Raw genomic sequence first — 16,976 nt, 5'->3', positions numbered from 1 at the left:
AGGCGCTAGGGTCGGGCCGTCGTCTCGGTCACGGCGCAGGGGTGACGGCTGGCTGCGGGGTCGGCCTCGCTTGGCAGAGCATCATACCAGCCCGCCGCGATGCTTGTAGTCAAGAGCGGCGTCCTGTAATCCGCTTACAGCGCCTGCGACCATCCTGCGATTGCCCCGCCGAATGCCTGGCGGGATAATGCACATGAATCCCCGATCACCACCAGAGAGGCCTCTCGTGAGTCAGCAACCCCTCGATACCGTCTTCCAGGAATGGCACGACAACCAGGCGACCGCCGAACAACTGATCCCGCTGATCGGCCTGCTCTACCGTCGCAACAACGTGGTCACCACCCTCTACGGGCGTTCGCTGTTCAACCGCAGCGTGATCCGCATCCTGAAGGACCACCGCTTCGTCAGAAAGGTCGAGGGAACCGAGCTCTCCGTGCAGGACACCTATCCGCTGGTCAAGGCCATGACCGAGCTCGACCTGGGGCCCGCCCACGTCGACGTGGGCAAGCTGGGGGTGGCGTTCAAGAAGCAGGGCGGCGGGGATGCCCGTGCCTTCCTCGAGAAAGAGCTTGCGGATATCGTTGGCCGGCACGACCCGGAGGGCACCAACGGCGAGCCTCAGGACGTGGTGCTCTACGGCTTCGGGCGAATCGGCCGCATCCTGGCGCGAGTGCTGGTGGAGAAGGCCGGCGGCGGCAACCTGCTGCGCCTGCGCGCCATCGTTGTACGCGGCCGTGGCGACATCGCCAAGGATCTCGAGAAGCGGGCGAGCCTGCTGCGCCGCGACTCGGTCCACGGCCCCTTCAACGGCACCATCCAGGTGGACGTCGAGGCCCGCACCCTGACGGCCAACGGCAACGTTATCCAGGTGATCTACGCCGACTCTCCGGCCGAGGTCGACTATACCGCCTACGGGATCGACAACGCTGTGGTGGTCGACAACACCGGTATCTGGCGCGATGAGGCCGGCCTGGGCCAGCACCTGCAGTGCAAGGGCGCTGCCAAGGCGATTCTCACCGCGCCGGGCAAGGGCGAGATCAAGAACATCGTCTTTGGTATCAACGACGGTGATATCGCCGCCGAGGACACCATCCTCTCGGCGGCATCCTGCACCACCAACGCCATCGTGCCGGTGCTCAAGGTGCTCAACGACGAATATGGCATCAGCAATGGCCACGTGGAGACGGTGCACGCCTATACCAACGACCAGAACCTGATCGACAACTACCACAAAGGCGACCGCCGTGGCCGCAGCGCGCCGCTCAACATGGTGCTCACCGAGACCGGTGCCGCCAAGGCGGTGGCCAAGGCGCTGCCCGAACTCGGCGGCAAGCTGACCGGTAACGCTATCCGCGTGCCCACCCCCAACGTCTCCATGGCGATCCTCAACCTCACCCTGGAGACGGAGACCGACGCCGCGTCGCTCAACGACTACCTGCGTCGCATGTCGATCGACTCCGCCTACCAGAAGCAGATCGACTACGTCGATTCTCCTGAGGTGGTGTCGTCCGATTTCGTCGGCAATCGCCATGCCGGTATCGTCGACGCCAAGGCGACCATCGCCAACGGCAAGCACGCGGTGCTCTACGTCTGGTACGACAACGAGTTCGGCTATAGCTGCCAGGTGGTACGCATCCTGCAGCACATCTCCAACGTGCACTTCCTCAAGCTGCCGCGGGCCCAGGCCTGAGCGAGCACGCCGCTACGCCATTCCCGACCGTCAGGGTCGGGAATTTTCTGATCTAGATCATGTCACTCGATAGCGCACCGCCCTTAAAGGGGGCGGGGGCGCTGTCGCGAAGCGCTCGCCGGGCCGCCTGGGGAGCCGCTTTCAACGCCTCTTCGACCCTCGCGACCGAGCGCCGTCACGCTCGCCCTAGACGTTTTGCGACCATAGGTCGTGTGGCCATTGGTCGCGCTTGTCATTATAATGCGGTGGATTTTTCGGGGTGGTCCGAGCTTGCTCGGGCCTGACTGGTAACGTACTGACGCAAATAAGAATTCGAATCCATTCGAACCCCTTTCCTTCGTATATCCGATCCATCAACTGGGCGAGACTATGATCGAAGTCAAGAAAGGCCTGGATCTCCCCATCACGGGGGCGCCCGAGCAGCGCATCGAGGATGCGCGGCCGGTGCGTCACGTGGCCATCCTGGGTACCGACTACGTTGGCATGAAGCCGACCATGGAGGTTCAGGAGGGGGACAAGGTAAAGCTAGGCCAGCTGCTCTTCACCGACAAGAAGATCGAAGGCGTACGCTTCACGGCACCGGCCGCCGGGGAGGTGGTGGCCATCAACCGCGGCGAGAAGCGCAAGCTGCTGTCGGTGGTGATCAAGGTCGACGAACAAGAGGAAGCCGTCGAGTTCAAGACCCACGGGCGTGACAAGCTCGAGGGCCTGGAGCGCCAGGCGGTGGTCGACCAGCTAGTCGAATCCGGCATGTGGACCGCGCTGCGCACGCGGCCCTATTCGCGTACCCCGGCCATCGACAGCGAACCCACCGATATCTTCGTCACCGCCATCGACACCCATCCGCTGTGCGCCGATCCGGCAAGCATCATCAACGAGCAGGCCGATGCCTTCGAAGATGGGCTCAAGGTGCTGGCCCGCCTGACCCAGGGCAAGGTGTTCCTGTGTACCGCACCGGGCGCCAAGATCCCCGGCGGGGAGGTCAAGGGCGTGCAGACCGAGACCTTCGGCGGCCCGCATCCTGCCGGTCTGGTCGGGACCCACATCCACTACCTGTCGCCGGTCGCCCTGCACAAGCGTGTCTGGCACATCGGCTACCAGGACGTGATCGCCTTCGGCAAGCTGTTCGTGGAAGGCAAGATCGAAACGTCCCGGGTGGTCGCCGTGGGTGGTCCGCGCGCCGAGAAGCCGCGCCTGCTGCGCACGCGCATCGGCGCCAGCACCCAGGAGCTGCTCGACGGCGAGGTGATCGAGCCCAACGATACCCGGGTGATCTCCGGTTCGGTGTTCTCCGGCTTCACCTGTGAAGGCGCGCTGCGCTACCTGGGTCGCTTCGGCAACCAGGTCACCCTGCTCGAAGAGGGTAACAAGCGTGAGTGGATGGCCTGGCTCTCGCCTGGCGCCAACCGCCACTCGGTGATGGGCATCTACCTGTCGAAGCTTACCGGGCTCAAGGACTATGCGCCGACCACCTCGACCAACGGCTCCGAGCGGGCGATGGTGCCGGTGGGCATGTACGAGGAAGTCATGCCGCTGGACATCCTGCCCACTCAGCTGCTGCGCTCCTTGATCGTCGGCGACATCGAGGTGGCCATGCAGCTCGGGTGCCTGGAGCTGGATGAAGAGGACCTGGCGCTGTGCACCTATGTGTGCCCGGGCAAGTACGAATACGGTCCCATCCTGCGTGACAACCTCACCCTTATCGAGAAAGAGGCCTGATGTGATGGGTATCCGACAGACACTCGACAATCTCGAACCGCATTTCCACAAGGGCGGCAAGTACGAGAAGATGTACCCGCTCTATGAGGCGGTCGACACCATCTTCTACTCGCCGCCCAGCGTGGCCAAGACCACCGCCCATGTGCGCGACGGGGTCGATCTCAAGCGCATCATGATCACCGTCTGGCTGTGCACCTTCCCGGCGATGTTCTTCGGCATGTGGAACGCCGGCTGGCAGGCCAACATGGCCATCGCCGACGGCTACGCCTCCATGGCGGGCTGGCGCGAAGCGATCATGATGACCCTCGCCAGCGGTCACGACCCGGGCAGCCTCTGGGCCAACTTCGTGCTCGGCGCCACCTACTTCCTGCCCATCTATCTGGTCACCTTCGTGGTCGGCGGCTTCTGGGAAGTGCTGTTCGCGATCAAGCGCGGCCATGAGGTCAACGAAGGCTTCTTCGTCTCCTCGGTGCTCTTCGCGCTGATCCTGCCGGTGGATATCCCGCTGTGGCAGGTGGCCCTGGGGATCACCTTCGGTATCGTGATCGGCAAGGAGATCTTCGGCGGCACCGGCAAGAACTTCCTCAACCCGGCCTTGACCGGCCGCGCCTTCCTTTTCTTCGCCTACCCGGCGCAGATCTCCGGCGACGCGGTCTGGGTGGCGGCCGACGGCTTCACCGGCGCCACCGCCCTGTCGCTGGCTTATCAGGAGGGCATGGCCGCGCTGACCGCCCAGCTCAGCTGGTGGGACGCCTTCCTCGGCTTTATGCCGGGCTCTATCGGTGAGACCTCGACGCTGGCGATCCTGATCGGCGCGGCGGTACTGCTGTGGACCAAGATCGCCTCCTGGCGAATCATGCTCGGCGTGTTCCTGGGCATGGTGGCCACCAGCGCGCTGTTCAACCTGATCGGCTCCGACACCAACCCGATGTTCGCCATGCCCTGGTACTGGCACCTGGTGATCGGCGGCTTCGCCTTCGGCATGGTGTTCATGGCCACCGACCCGGTGTCGGCCTCCATGACCAACCAGGGACGGCTGCTCTTCGGCGCCCTGATCGGGGTCCTGGTCGTACTGATCCGCGTGGTCAACCCGGCCTTCCCGGAAGGCATGATGCTGGCGATCCTGTTCGCCAACCTGTTTGCCCCGCTGATCGATCACTTCTTTGTTGAGGCCAACATCAAGCGCCGCCTGCAGCGCACCGGTGTCCCGGCCGAGGAGACTGCCTGATGGCACAGAGCAACGACTCCATTAAGAAGATCCTGACGGTGGCCTTTGCACTCTGCATCGTGTGCTCGGTCATCGTCTCTACCGCCGCGGTGGCCCTGCGTCCCATGCAGATGCTCAACGAGGAGCTCGACCGCAAGACCAACGTCTTGCGTGTGGCCGGCCTCTATGAGCGTGGCATCGACGTGGAAGCCGCCTTCGCCGAGATCACGCCCCGCGTGGTCGACATGCGCACCGGCGAGTACACCGACGAGTTCGACCCGGAAACCTTCGACCACTTCCAGGCCGCCCGCGACCCGGCCACCGGCCGCACCCTGTCCGGGGGACGCGATATCGCCGGCCTGTCTCGGGTCGAGAACTTTGCCACCGTCTATCTGGTGGGGGATGACCCCGACAACCCCGAGCAGCTCATCGTGCCGATCCGTGGCCAGGGACTGTGGGGCCTGATGCGCGGCTATATGGCCATCGAAGGCGACGGCAACACCATCGTGGGTATCACCTACTACGAGCACAGCGAAACGCCGGGCCTGGGGGCCGAGGTCAACAACCCGCGTTGGCAGGCTCAGTGGGAAGGCAAGCAGATCTTCGCCGATCAAGAGAGCCTGACCCCGGCGATTCGCGTGGCCCGCGGTACCGGTACCGGCGAGCATGAGGTCGACGGCCTCTCCGGTGCGACGCTGACCGCCAACGGCGTTACCAACATGCTGCATTTCTGGCTGAGCCCGGAAGGCTTCGGTGAGTACCTGGCGAAATTCCGCGCAGGAATCGACCCGGAAGAGGCTCAGGAAGCCGACGTCGAACTCGAATCGGAAGGAGCCTGATCATGGCGGATGCAACTCCCAAGAGTGTACTCACGGCGCCGCTGACGAAGAACAACCCCATCGCCCTGCAGGTGCTCGGCATCTGCTCGGCGCTGGCGGTGACCACCAGCATGAGCGTCTCGCTGGTCATGACCCTGGCGGTCATCTTCGTCTGCGCCTTCTCTAACCTGTTCGTGTCGCTGATTCGGCGCCACATTCCCTCTTCGATCCGCATCATCGTGCAGATGACCATCATCGCCTCGCTGGTGATCGTGGTCGATCAGGTGCTCAAGGCCTTCGCCTACGAGATGTCCAAGCAGCTCTCGGTGTTCGTCGGTCTGATCATCACCAACTGCATCATCATGGGCCGCGCCGAAGGCTTCGCCATGCAGAACACGCCGAAGATGTCGTTCATCGACGGCATCGGCAACGGCCTGGGCTACGGCTTGGTGCTGATGATCGTCGGCTTCGTGCGCGAGCTGTTCGGCTCCGGCAGCGTGTTCGGCTTCACCGTGCTGCAGCCGGTGCAGGACGGCGGCTGGTACGTGCCCAACGGCCTGCTGCTGCTGCCGCCGTCGGCGTTCTTCATTATCGGTCTGCTGATCTGGGTGATTCGTGAAACTCACCCCGAGCAGGTGGAAGAGAACGAGTTCAAGATGAAGCACAACACCGAACCCAAGGAGGCCGTGTAACATGGAACACTATATCAGCCTGTTCGTTGCCTCGGTCTTCGTCGAAAATCTGGCCCTGGCCTTCTTCCTGGGCATGTGTACCTTCCTGGCGGTCTCCAAGAAGGTCTCGGCGGCCTTCGGCCTGGGGATCGCGGTCATCGTGGTGTTGACCATCGCGGTGCCGGTCAACAACGTCATCTATAACGTCCTGCTGGCCGAAGGGGCGCTGACCTGGACCGGGATCGGCGGTACCGAGAACGTCGATCTCTCCTTCCTGGGCCTGCTGAGCTATATCGGCGTTATCGCCGCCCTGGTGCAGATCCTCGAGATGTTCCTCGACAAGTATGTGCCGGTGCTCTACAACGCCCTGGGCGTGTTCCTGCCGCTGATCACCGTGAACTGCGCCATCCTCGGCGGTGTGCTGTTCATGGTCGAGCGTAACTACAACTTCGGCGAGTCGGTGGTCTACGGCTTCGGCTCCGGGGTTGGCTGGGCGCTGGCGATCACCGCCCTGGCGGGTCTGCGCGAGAAGCTCAAGTACAGCGACGTGCCCGGTGGCCTGCAAGGCCTGGGCATCACCTTCATCACCGTGGGTCTGATGTCGCTGGGCTTCATGTCCTTCTCCGGCATTCAGCTCTGAGCCAAGGCGCGTTTCCGGCGGTGCTTGGCGCCGCCGGGAATCAGGTTACTCACAGCAAATAGGAAACCGACATGGTTGCAACATCTGTCATCTTGCTCGGTGTGTTCATGTTCACCCTGATCGTCATCGGTCTGACCGGGGTGATCCTGGCCGCTCGCAGCAAGCTCGTGAGCACCGGGGACGTGACCATCGAGGTCAACGGCGACCCCGAGCACACCCTGACCACCCAGGCCGGGGGCAAGCTGCTCGACACCCTGGCCGCCAACGGCATCTTCCTGTCGTCGGCCTGCGGCGGCGGCGGTTCCTGCGCCCAGTGCAAGTGCCGCGTGGAGGAGGGCGGTGGCGCCATCCTGCCCACCGAAGAGTCCCACTTCACCATGCGCGAGAAGAAGGACGGCTGGCGTCTTTCTTGCCAGGTGCCGGTGAAGCAGGACATGAAGGTCGAGGTCCCCGAAGAGGTGTTCGGCGTCAAGAAGTGGGAGTGCGAGGTCATCTCCAACCCCAACGTCGCCACCTTCATCAAGGAGCTCAACCTCAAGCTGCCCGAAGGCGAGAACGTCGAGTTCCGCGCCGGCGGCTACGTGCAGCTGGTGGCACCGCCCTACGACATCAAGTTCTCCGACTTCGATATCGAAGAGGAGTACCGGGGCGACTGGGAGAAGTTCGATCTGTTCAAGCTCTCCCACAAGAGCAATGAGGAAGTCATCCGCGCCTACTCCATGGCCAACTACCCGGAAGAGAAGGGCATCCTCAAGTTCAACATCCGTATCGCCACGCCGCCGCCCAACACCAACCACCCGCCGGGCCTGATGTCCACCTACGTCTTCAGCCTGAAGCCGGGTGACAAGGTCACGGTAATGGGGCCCTTCGGCGAATTCTTCGCCAAGGACACCGATGCCGAGATGATCTTCGTCGGCGGTGGTGCGGGCATGGCGCCGATGCGCAGCCACATCTTCGACCAGCTCAAGCGCCTCAACAGCAAGCGCAAGATCTCGTTCTGGTACGGCGCACGCTCCTGGCGTGAGACCTTCTACAATGACGAGTACGACAAGCTGGCCGAGGAGCATGACAACTTCGAGTGGCATCTGGCACTGTCCGACCCGCTGCCCGAAGATAACTGGACCGGCCCCACCGGCTTCATCCACAACGTGCTGTACGAAAACTACCTCAAGGACCATCCGGCTCCCGAGGACTGTGAGTACTACATGTGCGGGCCGCCCATGATGAACGCCTCGGTGATCAAGCTGCTCATTGATCTGGGCGTGGAACCCGAGAACATCCTGCTGGACGACTTCGGCGGATGATCCACCTCGCCGCAAGGCGGTTTCCAGGGCTGGCCCATCGCGGGCCGGCCCTGTTCATGTTGGCTCTGATGCTGCTGCCCATGGGGCTGCTCAGCGCCTGCCGCAACCAGCTGCAGGAGCACCAGTTCCAGGGTAGTGTTTTGGGAACGGGCTACCATCTCACCCTGTATGCCGACCTCGGCGAGCGCCAGCGGGAGGCGCTGGAGGCCGGCATACAAGGTGAATTGGCCAACATCCAGCGGCAGGGTGACCTGCTGCTGGCCACACTGACAGCCGCCTTCGGACCCTATCCGGGGTGGCTTGCGAGAGCGCCCGAGCCGCTCTTGGACGAGCTTGTCCGGCTGCTGCATGCTTTGGCGGTGGATCGTTTGACGGAACGACTGGCCGAGTTCGACATCGGCAACGCTATGGTCGAAGTCGGTGGGTTGGTACGCGCCCGCGGCGCTCCGCCCGGTCGCGAATGGCGGCTGTCGCTCGAGCATGTCGGCCTACCGGGCAATGGTGAGGCGCCGCTTGTGCGGCTGCGCGATGCCGCGCTGGTCCAGCGACCGGCCATCCGCAGCGGCGGCGAGGTGCTCAATGGCCACCGAGTCCTCGGCGTCAGCGTAGTGGCGTCAAGCGCCAGCGAGGCCCAGCAGCGGGCGCTGTGGCTGGCCACGGGCAGCGGCGGCGTGAATGTCACGGCCGCCAAGGGGCTTCCGAGCCGGGATAGTGCCGCGAGACTCGTTGTCGAAACCCCACAAGGTATTGAAACTCATAACACTTCGGCCCTCGAGCCATGGCTCGTACACTAGCCGCAAGGAGATCCAGATGACTACCTTTCTCATCGTGCTCGGCTTTATGCTGCTGATCATGGCCGCCATGGCGGTCGGTGTGATCATGGGGCGCAAGCCCATCGCCGGCTCCTGCGGGGGCCTTAACAACCTCGGCCTCAAGGACGGCTGCGAGGTGTGCGGCGGCAAGGATGAAATCTGCGAGGAAGAGAACCGCAAGAACAACACCAGCGCCCGTCGCAAGAGCGATGAGAGCCGCGGCGCCGACCTCGGCTACGACGCCACCAAGCGCTGAGGGGCTGGCGCGCAGGGGCGACGAGCAAGTGGCGAGGAGCAAGTGGCGAGGAGCAAGAGAGGTGGGGTTCCTCAAACCTCGTCCTTCGCGCCTCGTAACTGATCTTGAACAAGGAGACGCAAGAGTTCATGGCAGTTCACAACTATGATGTGGTGGTGATCGGAACCGGGCCCGCCGGCGAAAGTGCGGCCATCAACGCCGCCAAGCACGGCAAGCGAGTCGCGGTGGTGGAGAAGCAGCCGATGGTGGGCGGCAACTGCACCCACTGGGGCACCATCCCCTCCAAGGCGCTACGCCACCAGGTCAAGCAGATCATGGCCTTCAATACCAACCGCATGTTCCGTGATATCGGCGAGCCGCGCTGGTTCTCGTTTCCCAAGGTGATGGAGCGCTCCCGTATCACCATCGACCAGCAGGTGGAGATGCGCACCCGCTTCTATGCCCGCAACCGTATCGATATGTTCAGCGGTGTGGCGCGCTTCAAGGATGAGCACACCCTGCTGATCCGCGATCGCCAGGAGGGCCTCGAGGAGCTGGTCGCCCAGAAGATCATCGTGGCCACGGGGTCGCGCCCCTATCGCCCGGCGGACATCAACTTTCGCCACCCGCGGATCTACTGCTCCGACACCATCCTCAGCCTCAACCATACCCCGCGCACCCTGATCATCTTTGGCGCGGGCGTTATCGGCTGCGAATATGCCTCGATCTTCTCCGGGCTCGGGGTCAAGGTAGACCTGATCAACAACCGTGACAGCCTGCTCTCCTTCCTCGATGACGAGATTTCTGATGCGCTGTCCTACCACCTGCGCAAGCATGGGGTGCTGATCCGCCACAACGAGGAGTATGAGCGCGTCGAGGGCGACGAGTCCGGCGTCACGGTCTACCTCAAGTCGGGCAAGAAGCTGCGCGCCGACGCCTTCCTATGGGCCAACGGCCGCACCGGCAACACCGACCAGTTGGGGCTCGAAAACATCGGTCTGGAGGCCAACAGCCGCGGTCAGCTCTCGGTCGATGAGCACTACCGCACCGCTATCCCGCACATCTACGCTGCCGGCGACGTGATCGGCTGGCCCAGCCTGGCCAGCGCCGCTTACGACCAGGGCCTCAACGCCTGCGACGAGCTGCTCGACCGCGACTACCGCTACGTTAGCGAGGTGCCCACCGGCATCTACACCATACCCGAGATCAGCTCCTTCGGGCGCACCGAGCGCGAGCTCACCGAAGCCAAAGTGCCCTATGAGGTGGCCCAGGCCTTCTTCAAGGACACCGCCCGGGCCCAGATCACCGGTGACACCGTAGGCATGCTCAAGATCCTCTTCCACCAGGACACCCTGGAGATCTACGGCATCCACTGCTTCGGCGACCAGGCCTCGGAGATCGTCCACATCGGCCAGGCGATCATGCAGCAGAAGGGCGAGGCCAATACCCTCAAGTACTTCGTCAACACCACCTTCAACTACCCCACCATGGCCGAGGCCTATCGCGTGGCGGCGCAGAATGGCCTCAATCGGGTGTTCTGATCTCCTTCCAGAGTACGAGTTAAAGTACTAGGTATTTCACCTTGCGCCGGTCGTTCGACCGGCTTTTTCGTGTGCCTGATTCGCCACGCCTTCCCCTATCTCTTGTTTTCCCGCTGATATTGCCGGTCAATAGAAAAAATGCAGCCGATAATGCTGGATCTATTTGTTTTTGCAGTTCTTGAAAGCTGTAAACAGAATAGCATGAGAAAAATGATGAGCGCACGATACCGCTATGCAATGTAATCTTATGTAGTCGGAAACAGGTCTTATGTTTTCTTAAATCGTGTTCACTTGCGCTTGGCGAGTGTATACGGCGAGTGGTATCGGCTCCGGAGAATGCCAAATAACGACTCCCGGGCGGTAGCGTGAAAAAAATAGTGTTGTAAGTAAAGTGTTGGAAAACGTTCTGGGAATATCATAACAAGTCTCATGCAACGACATGAGATAGGGATGACAAAATGTCACATCTACACAGGAAAAACGGAAAAAACGGAATAATGGTGATGCTGCTGGTCGGCACGCTATCCGGCTGTGTCATGGCACCGGGGGGGCATATCACTTACAGCGCTGAGACGCCGGATATTGATCATCTGGTGGATATACAGGCCATTACACCCCAGCTAGTGGCACAGTATCGCCGTGAATTCAATGGCGAGGTGGCCAGCCTGATGCCCGCTAGCCTGCGTAACGAGATCGAACAGTACGAGTATCGGGTCGGCCCCGGTGACGTGCTGAGCATCATCGTCTATGACCATCCGGAGTTGACCATTCCAGCCGGTGCCGAGCGCAGTGCGGTGGATGCGGGGAATACCGTGCGCCCGGATGGCACCATCTTCTATCCTTATGTTGGCCGCGTGCAGGTCGGGGATAGAACAACGGATGAGATCCGCACCCTCCTGACGCGCCGCCTCTCCGGTTTCATTACCAACCCCCAGCTCGATGTCAATGTGGCGGCCTATCGCTCCCAGAAGCTCTATGTGAGCGGTGCAATCGGCTCTGCCCGGACGCTGCCGATTACCAGTGTGCCCTTGACCGTCCTCGATGCCATCAGCGAGGTGGGTGGGGCTTCCGACAATGGCGACTGGCACAACGTGATTCTCAATCGTGGTGGCCGCAAGGAGACGTTGTCGCTGTTTGCTCTGCTGCGCGATGGCGATCAAACCCAGAACCGGCTACTGCGCGACGGCGACGTGCTACATGTACCCACCCGAGTGACCCAGAATGTCGCGGTGCTCGGTCAGGTGCGCTCGCCGGGCAACCTGAACCTTGGCAACGAGCGAATCACCCTCACCGATGCGCTAGCAAGAGCGGGGGGGATCAATGAAATTCGCGCCAGGCCCTCGGGTATCTTTGTAATTCGCGTTCAGCCGGAAGAGAGTGACAAGATAGCGACTGTCTATCAGTTGGATGTCAATAACGCCACGGCCCTGACCATGGGCACCCATTTCCCGCTCCAACCGCAAGATGTGATCTACGTCACCACGGCCCCGATATCCCGCTGGAACAGCGTGATCAGCCAATTGCTGCCCTCGTTCGCCCTACCGGGCAGACTATCTCGGTCATTAACCGATATCGGGGAGCTTTAATCGCCGATGTTCGACACCATACTGGTGGTCTGCCGCGGCAATATCTGCCGTAGCCCGGTAGCCGCTGCGATGCTGGCAGATGGATTGCCGACTCACCGGGTGGCCTCCGCGGGTTTGTCGGCCTGTGTAGGGGAAGGCGTTGACCTAACGGCACGCCAGCTGATTGAAGCCGAGGGCATAGATGTCGGCCGGCATAGCGCACGCCAGCTCGATAGCCAACTGCTCGCCGAAGCGGATCTGGTACTGGTAATGAGCAGCCAGCAGCGGCGTGATATCGCCAAGCAGTGGCCGGAAGCCCTAGGCAAGACGTTACGCCTGGGACACTGGCTGGAAAATGGCTGCGGGGTGGACATTCCGGACCCGTATAGACAAGACCCCACGGTTTTCCGGCGCGTACACGAGCTCATCAAGCAGGCAGCGCATACCTGGATAGATAAGTTGTAGGGCCTTCCTGCCGATACATTAGAGGTCAATGATACCCCTATGTCTGATACAGCCCCTCAGCCTCCCGCCGAAGAGGTAATCGACCTGGGCCGCCTGTTTGGCGTGCTGCTCGATCACAAGTGGTTTATTGCCATCGTCACGGTACTCTTCATGCTCTTTGGCATCGTGCAGGGCAAGCTGGCAACCCCGATCTACCAGGGGGATTCACTTGTACAGGTAGAACGCCGCTCCACCGTTAGCCCGCTGGGCGATCTGAGCCACGCCCTGGGCGGGGCTGGTGATCTCAATAATACCTCGGCAGAGATCCAGATCCTCCAGTCGCGCATGGTGCTTGGCCATGCCGTCGACCGACTGGGCCAGGAGAACATTATCCGCCCGATGACGTTGCCGATCATCGGTGACTATATCGTGCGTCAAGGTATTCGGCGCCCAGATTTTCCGATCATGCTGCCCTATATCGGCGACTTTGTGCTGAGTAGTGGCATCCCGCAGCCCTCCTTCATGGAGCGCCAGCCCTATGTATGGGGCGGCGAAAACATCGAAGTCGCGCGCTTCGTGCTGGCAGAGCATCGGCGCGGCCATGTCGTGGTCGTTGAGCGAGATTACGAAGATCGCTACCGTGTCATGGTCAATGACCATCACATTGGCGATGGCCATATCGGACAGCATCACAGCTTTCTCGATGGCGAAATAGAGCTACTGATCGACGAGTTCAATGTCGCGCCAGGCGCCCAGTTCCGGTTGGCGAAACGCAATCGTAACGGGGATATCCGTTCACTGGGCGGCAGGCTGCAGATTACCGAAGTAGGCGGAGGGCGTGGTTCATCAACCGGGGTGTTGCGTCTCACCATGACAGGCCCTGACACCCAGGAGATCGTGCGCTCCCTGGACGCAGTGGCCGATACGTTCCTGACGCAGAATGTCGAGCGTCAATCGGCCCAGGCCGAGCAGAGCCTGGCATTTCTGGAAGAGCAAACACCGGAACTCCGCCATCAGTTGACTGCCGCCGAAGAACGCCTCAACCGCTACAGGGCGGAGTTGGATAGCGTCGATCTGTCCAGCGAGGCGCAGGCGGCCGTCCAGCGCTATATCGACATCGAGCGCCGGATCAACGAGCTGGAGTTCCAGGAGGCCGAAATGGCCCAGCGCTATACCCCCAGCCATCCCAGCTACCGCGCCCTGCTGCGCCAGAAACGCCACTTGCAGGGAGAGAAAGCTCAGCTCAACGAGCGGGTCAACGAACTGCCGGCGGCTCAACAGGAAGTGCTGCGACTGACGCGGGATGTCGAGGTGACCCAGGCGATCTATGTCAATGTGCTTAACAAGGTGCAGGAACTTCAGGTCGCCAAGGCGGGCACCATCGGCAATATCCGTATCATCGACCGGGCCGAAATCCGGGGGATGATCGCCCCCCAGAGGACGCGGATCACGGTGTTAGCCACTCTGCTGGGACTAACCTTGGCGGTTGGTCTCGTGCTGTTACGCGCCCTGTTTAAGCGCGGCGTGGAAACTCCGGATCAGATCGAATCAGCGGGTATGCCCGTCTATGCCACGATTCCCCTGTCGAGCCAGCAGCAGCGCCTGGCGCGGCGGGTCAAGCGCTGGAAGAACAGGCGCAACTCGGGGCGGGATATTATGGTCGGCGTACTGGCTGAGCGTGACCCGACAGATAGCGCCGTGGAGGCCATACGAGGCCTGCGAACCAGCCTGCATTTCGCCATGCTCGAGGGACGCAACCATCGCCTGATGATCTCCGGTCCCAGCCCCGGTGTGGGCAAGAGCTTCGTTTCCATTAATCTGGCGGCCGTGGCGGCACAGGCCGGCATGAAGGTACTGCTGATCGATGCGGACCTGCGCAAGGGGCATATCCATCATGCCTTTCGCATGCGCGGCGAGCAGGGGCTTGCCGACTATCTGGCCAAGCAGTTGGAACTGGACGATATCATTAAAGAAACCAGAATCGATAACCTGTCACTGATTCCCCGGGGCAGTGTGCCACCCAACCCATCTGAGCTGTTGATGCAACCCCGATTCATTGAAGGCTTGGTACAGCTCGACAAACGCTATGACCTGATCATCCTCGACACCCCCCCCGTGTTGGCCGTAACGGACGCCTGCGTGGTCGGCAAGCACTGCGAAACCTCGCTGCTTGTTGCACGCTTCGAGAAAAATCCGGTTCGCGAGATCCTGGCGGCCAAGCGGCGTTTGGAAAGCAATGGGTTGAACGTTCAGGGTGTAATTCTCAATGCGATAGAGCGTAAAGCATCGACTGCGTCCAGCTACTATGGTCACTACCACTATCAGTATCGCTGAGGGAAACTTGTCAGTCTCAATGACCGAGTGCAACACCTGGCAAGAACTCCCACGCCAATTGGGAAGGCTTTCACATCAAGAATATGGTTATCAAGTCTTGAAATATTTAAGAGAAAAACTTCAGAGTTCTCCGGGTGTTCGATTAGATTTTGAGTGCTGCAGCCTAAAAAAATTTCACCAATAATTGGTACTATTTTTATGTTTCAGCGCCTTAAACAGCTCTACCGCCTGCTAACTTCCGAACAGCGCAAGAAACTTCTCAGCCTCCAGGTGCTGGTCATCTTGATGGCCTTTGCTCAGGTTGCGGGCGTGGTCGCTATTGGTCCCTTCATGGCCGTGGTGGGCGACATCAGCCGCCTGGAAGGCGAGGGAACATTGGCACAGCTCTACCAGGCCAGCGGCTTGGAAACCCCGCGCCAGCTTCTTATGTGGCTCGGTATTGGCGTGCTGGTCGTGCTCACCGGTGCGGCCCTGATCTCCATGTATGTTACCTGGCGCCTAGCGCTATACGCTCATCAGATCGGCGCGGAGCTTTCCACCCGGCTCTATCGACATTACATGCAGCAGCCATGGCTGTTCCATGCCGGTGGAAGCAGCAGCCAACTCACCAGCAAGATTTCCCAGGAAACAAATCGTATCACCACCAGTGTCATCCAACCGCTGATGAAGATGAATGCCAAGGCTGTAATGGCGCTGGTCATGGTAACGGCGATCTTTATTTTCAACCCGCTGGTAGCCATTACTGGCTTAATCCTGTTTGGCACGGCTTATTTTTTGCTATTCCGTACCGTTCGCCGACAATTGGCTCGCAACGGTAAGGCAATCTCAAGGACCAATCGGTTGCGATTCAAGCTGATGAACGAAGGGTTTGGGGGCATCAAGGACACCCTGCTACTGGGACGCCAGGCGAATTTTAATCAGCGGTTCGCTCAGGCCAGCGCGAAGCTTGGACGTGCCAAGGGTGTCACGTCCGGATTGTCTGAGGTACCGCGCTTCGCCATGGAACTGCTCGCCTTTGGCGCAGTGATCTTCCTGATACTCTATTTGCTCGCCACTTATGACGGGAACCTTGGTCAAATTCTGCCGGTGCTTTCTGTGTATGCGCTGGCGGGCTTCAAACTGCTGCCGGCTTTCCAGCAGATCTACACGAGTCTGGCCAAGGTCAAGGGCAACATCGCCGCCTTCGACAGCCTCGAAGCCGACCTTATCGCTAGCCACGACGTCACACCTGCTAAGCCAGCCGCTGAGGCTGGAAAATATTCACTGCAGCAGAACATTACCCTGGAAAATATTCACTTTCAGTATCCCGGGAAGGATGAGAAAGCCCTTTCTGGGCTGACCTTGGAGATACCGCGAAATCATGTGATTGGTCTGGTAGGGGCTTCGGGCTCGGGTAAATCTACGGCCATCGACGTGCTGCTCGGGCTAATGCCGCCACAGCAGGGTGCACTAAAAGTTGACGGAGAATCGCTCAGCGGCGAGCGCCTGCGCGCTTGGCAAAACAGCCTCGGCTTTGTGCCCCAGGCCATCTTCCTGGCGGATGCAAGTATCCGCGAAAACATTGCCTTTGGTCTTCCGCCTGGCGAGATCGATGAAGCGAGCGTGCAGCGCGCCGCGCAGATGGCGCACCTGGATGAACTGCTCGAACGCCTGCCCGATGGGCTGGAAACACGTGTGGGCGAGCGTGGAATCCAACTGTCTGGGGGCCAGCGCCAGCGCATTGGCATTGCCCGAGCACTTTACGACGACGCAGAGGTGCTGATCCTGGATGAAGCGACGAGCTCTCTGGATGGCATCACCGAAAAGCTGGTGATGGACGCCATCCACGATTTTTCCGGTAAGAAAACCATCATCATGATCGCCCACCGCCTCGCCACGGTTAAACAGTGCGATCGGATCTTCCTGCTGGAGGCCGGCAAGATCGTGGACCAAGGTACCTATGAAGAATTGGCGGCCAGCAATCAGATATTTCAGCGAATGGCGGAACATGCGTAAG

General features: G+C 60.9%; 14 protein-coding genes. All 14 read left to right on the top strand.

Annotation, left to right across the window (positions count from 1 at the left end; all coding sequences use genetic code 11):
• The first annotated feature begins 226 nt into the window (after positions 1–226).
• The 14 genes from HOP52_RS01025 to HOP52_RS00960 all read left to right on the top strand — a co-directional run bounded on the left by HOP52_RS01025 (position 227) and on the right by HOP52_RS00960 (position 16,975).
• A complete protein-coding gene (locus tag HOP52_RS01025; RefSeq protein WP_238975063.1) occupies positions 227–1,690 on the top strand; it encodes a glyceraldehyde-3-phosphate dehydrogenase in 1,464 nt (487 codons plus the stop codon).
• Positions 1,691–2,059: 369 nt separating this feature from the next.
• On the top strand, positions 2,060–3,409 hold the full coding sequence (locus tag HOP52_RS01020) for a Na(+)-translocating NADH-quinone reductase subunit A (RefSeq protein WP_238975062.1): 1,350 nt from the start codon (positions 2,060–2,062) through the stop codon (positions 3,407–3,409).
• Between the two features lie 4 nt (positions 3,410–3,413).
• The gene (locus HOP52_RS01015) at positions 3,414–4,637 is read left to right on the top strand and encodes an NADH:ubiquinone reductase (Na(+)-transporting) subunit B (RefSeq protein WP_238975412.1); all 1,224 of its coding nucleotides are present in this window, start codon (positions 3,414–3,416) and stop codon (positions 4,635–4,637) included.
• Entirely contained in the window at positions 4,637–5,455 is an 819-nt protein-coding gene (locus HOP52_RS01010) for a Na(+)-translocating NADH-quinone reductase subunit C (RefSeq protein WP_238975061.1), read from the top strand. Before HOP52_RS01015 ends, HOP52_RS01010 begins: the two co-directional genes overlap by 1 nt.
• A gap of 2 nt (positions 5,456–5,457) precedes the next feature.
• Positions 5,458–6,126, top strand: coding sequence for an NADH:ubiquinone reductase (Na(+)-transporting) subunit D (locus HOP52_RS01005; RefSeq protein WP_238975060.1), 669 nt, complete (start codon positions 5,458–5,460; stop codon positions 6,124–6,126).
• A gap of 1 nt (position 6,127) precedes the next feature.
• Positions 6,128–6,745 (top strand): NADH:ubiquinone reductase (Na(+)-transporting) subunit E, encoded by a 618-nt coding sequence (gene nqrE, locus HOP52_RS01000; protein WP_238975058.1) that lies wholly within the window; start codon positions 6,128–6,130, stop codon positions 6,743–6,745.
• Positions 6,746–6,816: 71 nt separating this feature from the next.
• A complete protein-coding gene (gene nqrF / locus HOP52_RS00995; protein ID WP_238975056.1) occupies positions 6,817–8,049 on the top strand; it encodes an NADH:ubiquinone reductase (Na(+)-transporting) subunit F in 1,233 nt (410 codons plus the stop codon).
• Entirely contained in the window at positions 8,046–8,843 is a 798-nt protein-coding gene (locus HOP52_RS00990; RefSeq protein WP_238975054.1) for an FAD:protein FMN transferase, read from the top strand. Before nqrF ends, HOP52_RS00990 begins: the two co-directional genes overlap by 4 nt.
• Positions 8,844–8,859: 16 nt before the next feature.
• A complete protein-coding gene (nqrM, locus tag HOP52_RS00985; protein ID WP_238975052.1) occupies positions 8,860–9,117 on the top strand; it encodes a (Na+)-NQR maturation NqrM in 258 nt (85 codons plus the stop codon).
• Positions 9,118–9,245: 128 nt separating this feature from the next.
• A complete protein-coding gene (sthA, locus tag HOP52_RS00980; RefSeq protein WP_238975050.1) occupies positions 9,246–10,637 on the top strand; it encodes a Si-specific NAD(P)(+) transhydrogenase in 1,392 nt (463 codons plus the stop codon).
• Positions 10,638–11,134: 497 nt separating this feature from the next.
• Entirely contained in the window at positions 11,135–12,223 is a 1,089-nt protein-coding gene (locus tag HOP52_RS00975; protein WP_238975048.1) for a polysaccharide export protein, read from the top strand.
• A gap of 6 nt (positions 12,224–12,229) precedes the next feature.
• Positions 12,230–12,667, top strand: coding sequence for a low molecular weight protein-tyrosine-phosphatase (locus HOP52_RS00970; protein WP_238975046.1), 438 nt, complete (start codon positions 12,230–12,232; stop codon positions 12,665–12,667).
• A gap of 39 nt (positions 12,668–12,706) precedes the next feature.
• Entirely contained in the window at positions 12,707–14,980 is a 2,274-nt protein-coding gene (locus tag HOP52_RS00965) for a polysaccharide biosynthesis tyrosine autokinase (protein ID WP_238975045.1), read from the top strand.
• A gap of 198 nt (positions 14,981–15,178) precedes the next feature.
• Positions 15,179–16,975 carry an ABC transporter ATP-binding protein gene (locus HOP52_RS00960; RefSeq protein ID WP_238975042.1) on the top strand — a complete coding sequence of 599 codons (1,797 nt, stop codon included), beginning with the start codon at positions 15,179–15,181 and terminating at the stop codon, positions 16,973–16,975.
• Position 16,976: the final 1 nt, after the last annotated feature.

Origin of the sequence: Billgrantia campisalis (assembly GCF_022341425.1) — a bacterium.
Lineage (GTDB): Bacteria > Pseudomonadota > Gammaproteobacteria > Pseudomonadales > Halomonadaceae > Halomonas > Halomonas campisalis.
Note: the sequence above shows the minus strand (reverse complement) of the source record. Positions and strands in the feature narration are given on the sequence as shown.

What these genes read in the sequence shown, in the direction of transcription:
- HOP52_RS01020 (WP_238975062.1), top strand. Translation starts at nt 2,060, where the DNA reads ATGATCGAAGTCAAGAAAGGCCTGGATCTCCCCATCACGGGGGCGCCC.
- HOP52_RS01015 (WP_238975412.1), top strand. Translation starts at nt 3,414, where the DNA reads ATGGGTATCCGACAGACACTCGACAATCTCGAACCGCATTTCCACAAG.
- HOP52_RS01010 (WP_238975061.1), top strand. Translation starts at nt 4,637, where the DNA reads ATGGCACAGAGCAACGACTCCATTAAGAAGATCCTGACGGTGGCCTTT.
- HOP52_RS01005 (WP_238975060.1), top strand. Translation starts at nt 5,458, where the DNA reads ATGGCGGATGCAACTCCCAAGAGTGTACTCACGGCGCCGCTGACGAAG.
- nqrE (WP_238975058.1), top strand. Translation starts at nt 6,128, where the DNA reads ATGGAACACTATATCAGCCTGTTCGTTGCCTCGGTCTTCGTCGAAAAT.
- nqrF (WP_238975056.1), top strand. Translation starts at nt 6,817, where the DNA reads ATGGTTGCAACATCTGTCATCTTGCTCGGTGTGTTCATGTTCACCCTG.
- HOP52_RS00990 (WP_238975054.1), top strand. Translation starts at nt 8,046, where the DNA reads ATGATCCACCTCGCCGCAAGGCGGTTTCCAGGGCTGGCCCATCGCGGG.
- nqrM (WP_238975052.1), top strand. Translation starts at nt 8,860, where the DNA reads ATGACTACCTTTCTCATCGTGCTCGGCTTTATGCTGCTGATCATGGCC.
- sthA (WP_238975050.1), top strand. Translation starts at nt 9,246, where the DNA reads ATGGCAGTTCACAACTATGATGTGGTGGTGATCGGAACCGGGCCCGCC.
- HOP52_RS00975 (WP_238975048.1), top strand. Translation starts at nt 11,135, where the DNA reads ATGGTGATGCTGCTGGTCGGCACGCTATCCGGCTGTGTCATGGCACCG.
- HOP52_RS00970 (WP_238975046.1), top strand. Translation starts at nt 12,230, where the DNA reads ATGTTCGACACCATACTGGTGGTCTGCCGCGGCAATATCTGCCGTAGC.
- HOP52_RS00965 (WP_238975045.1), top strand. Translation starts at nt 12,707, where the DNA reads ATGTCTGATACAGCCCCTCAGCCTCCCGCCGAAGAGGTAATCGACCTG.
- HOP52_RS00960 (WP_238975042.1), top strand. Translation starts at nt 15,179, where the DNA reads ATGTTTCAGCGCCTTAAACAGCTCTACCGCCTGCTAACTTCCGAACAG.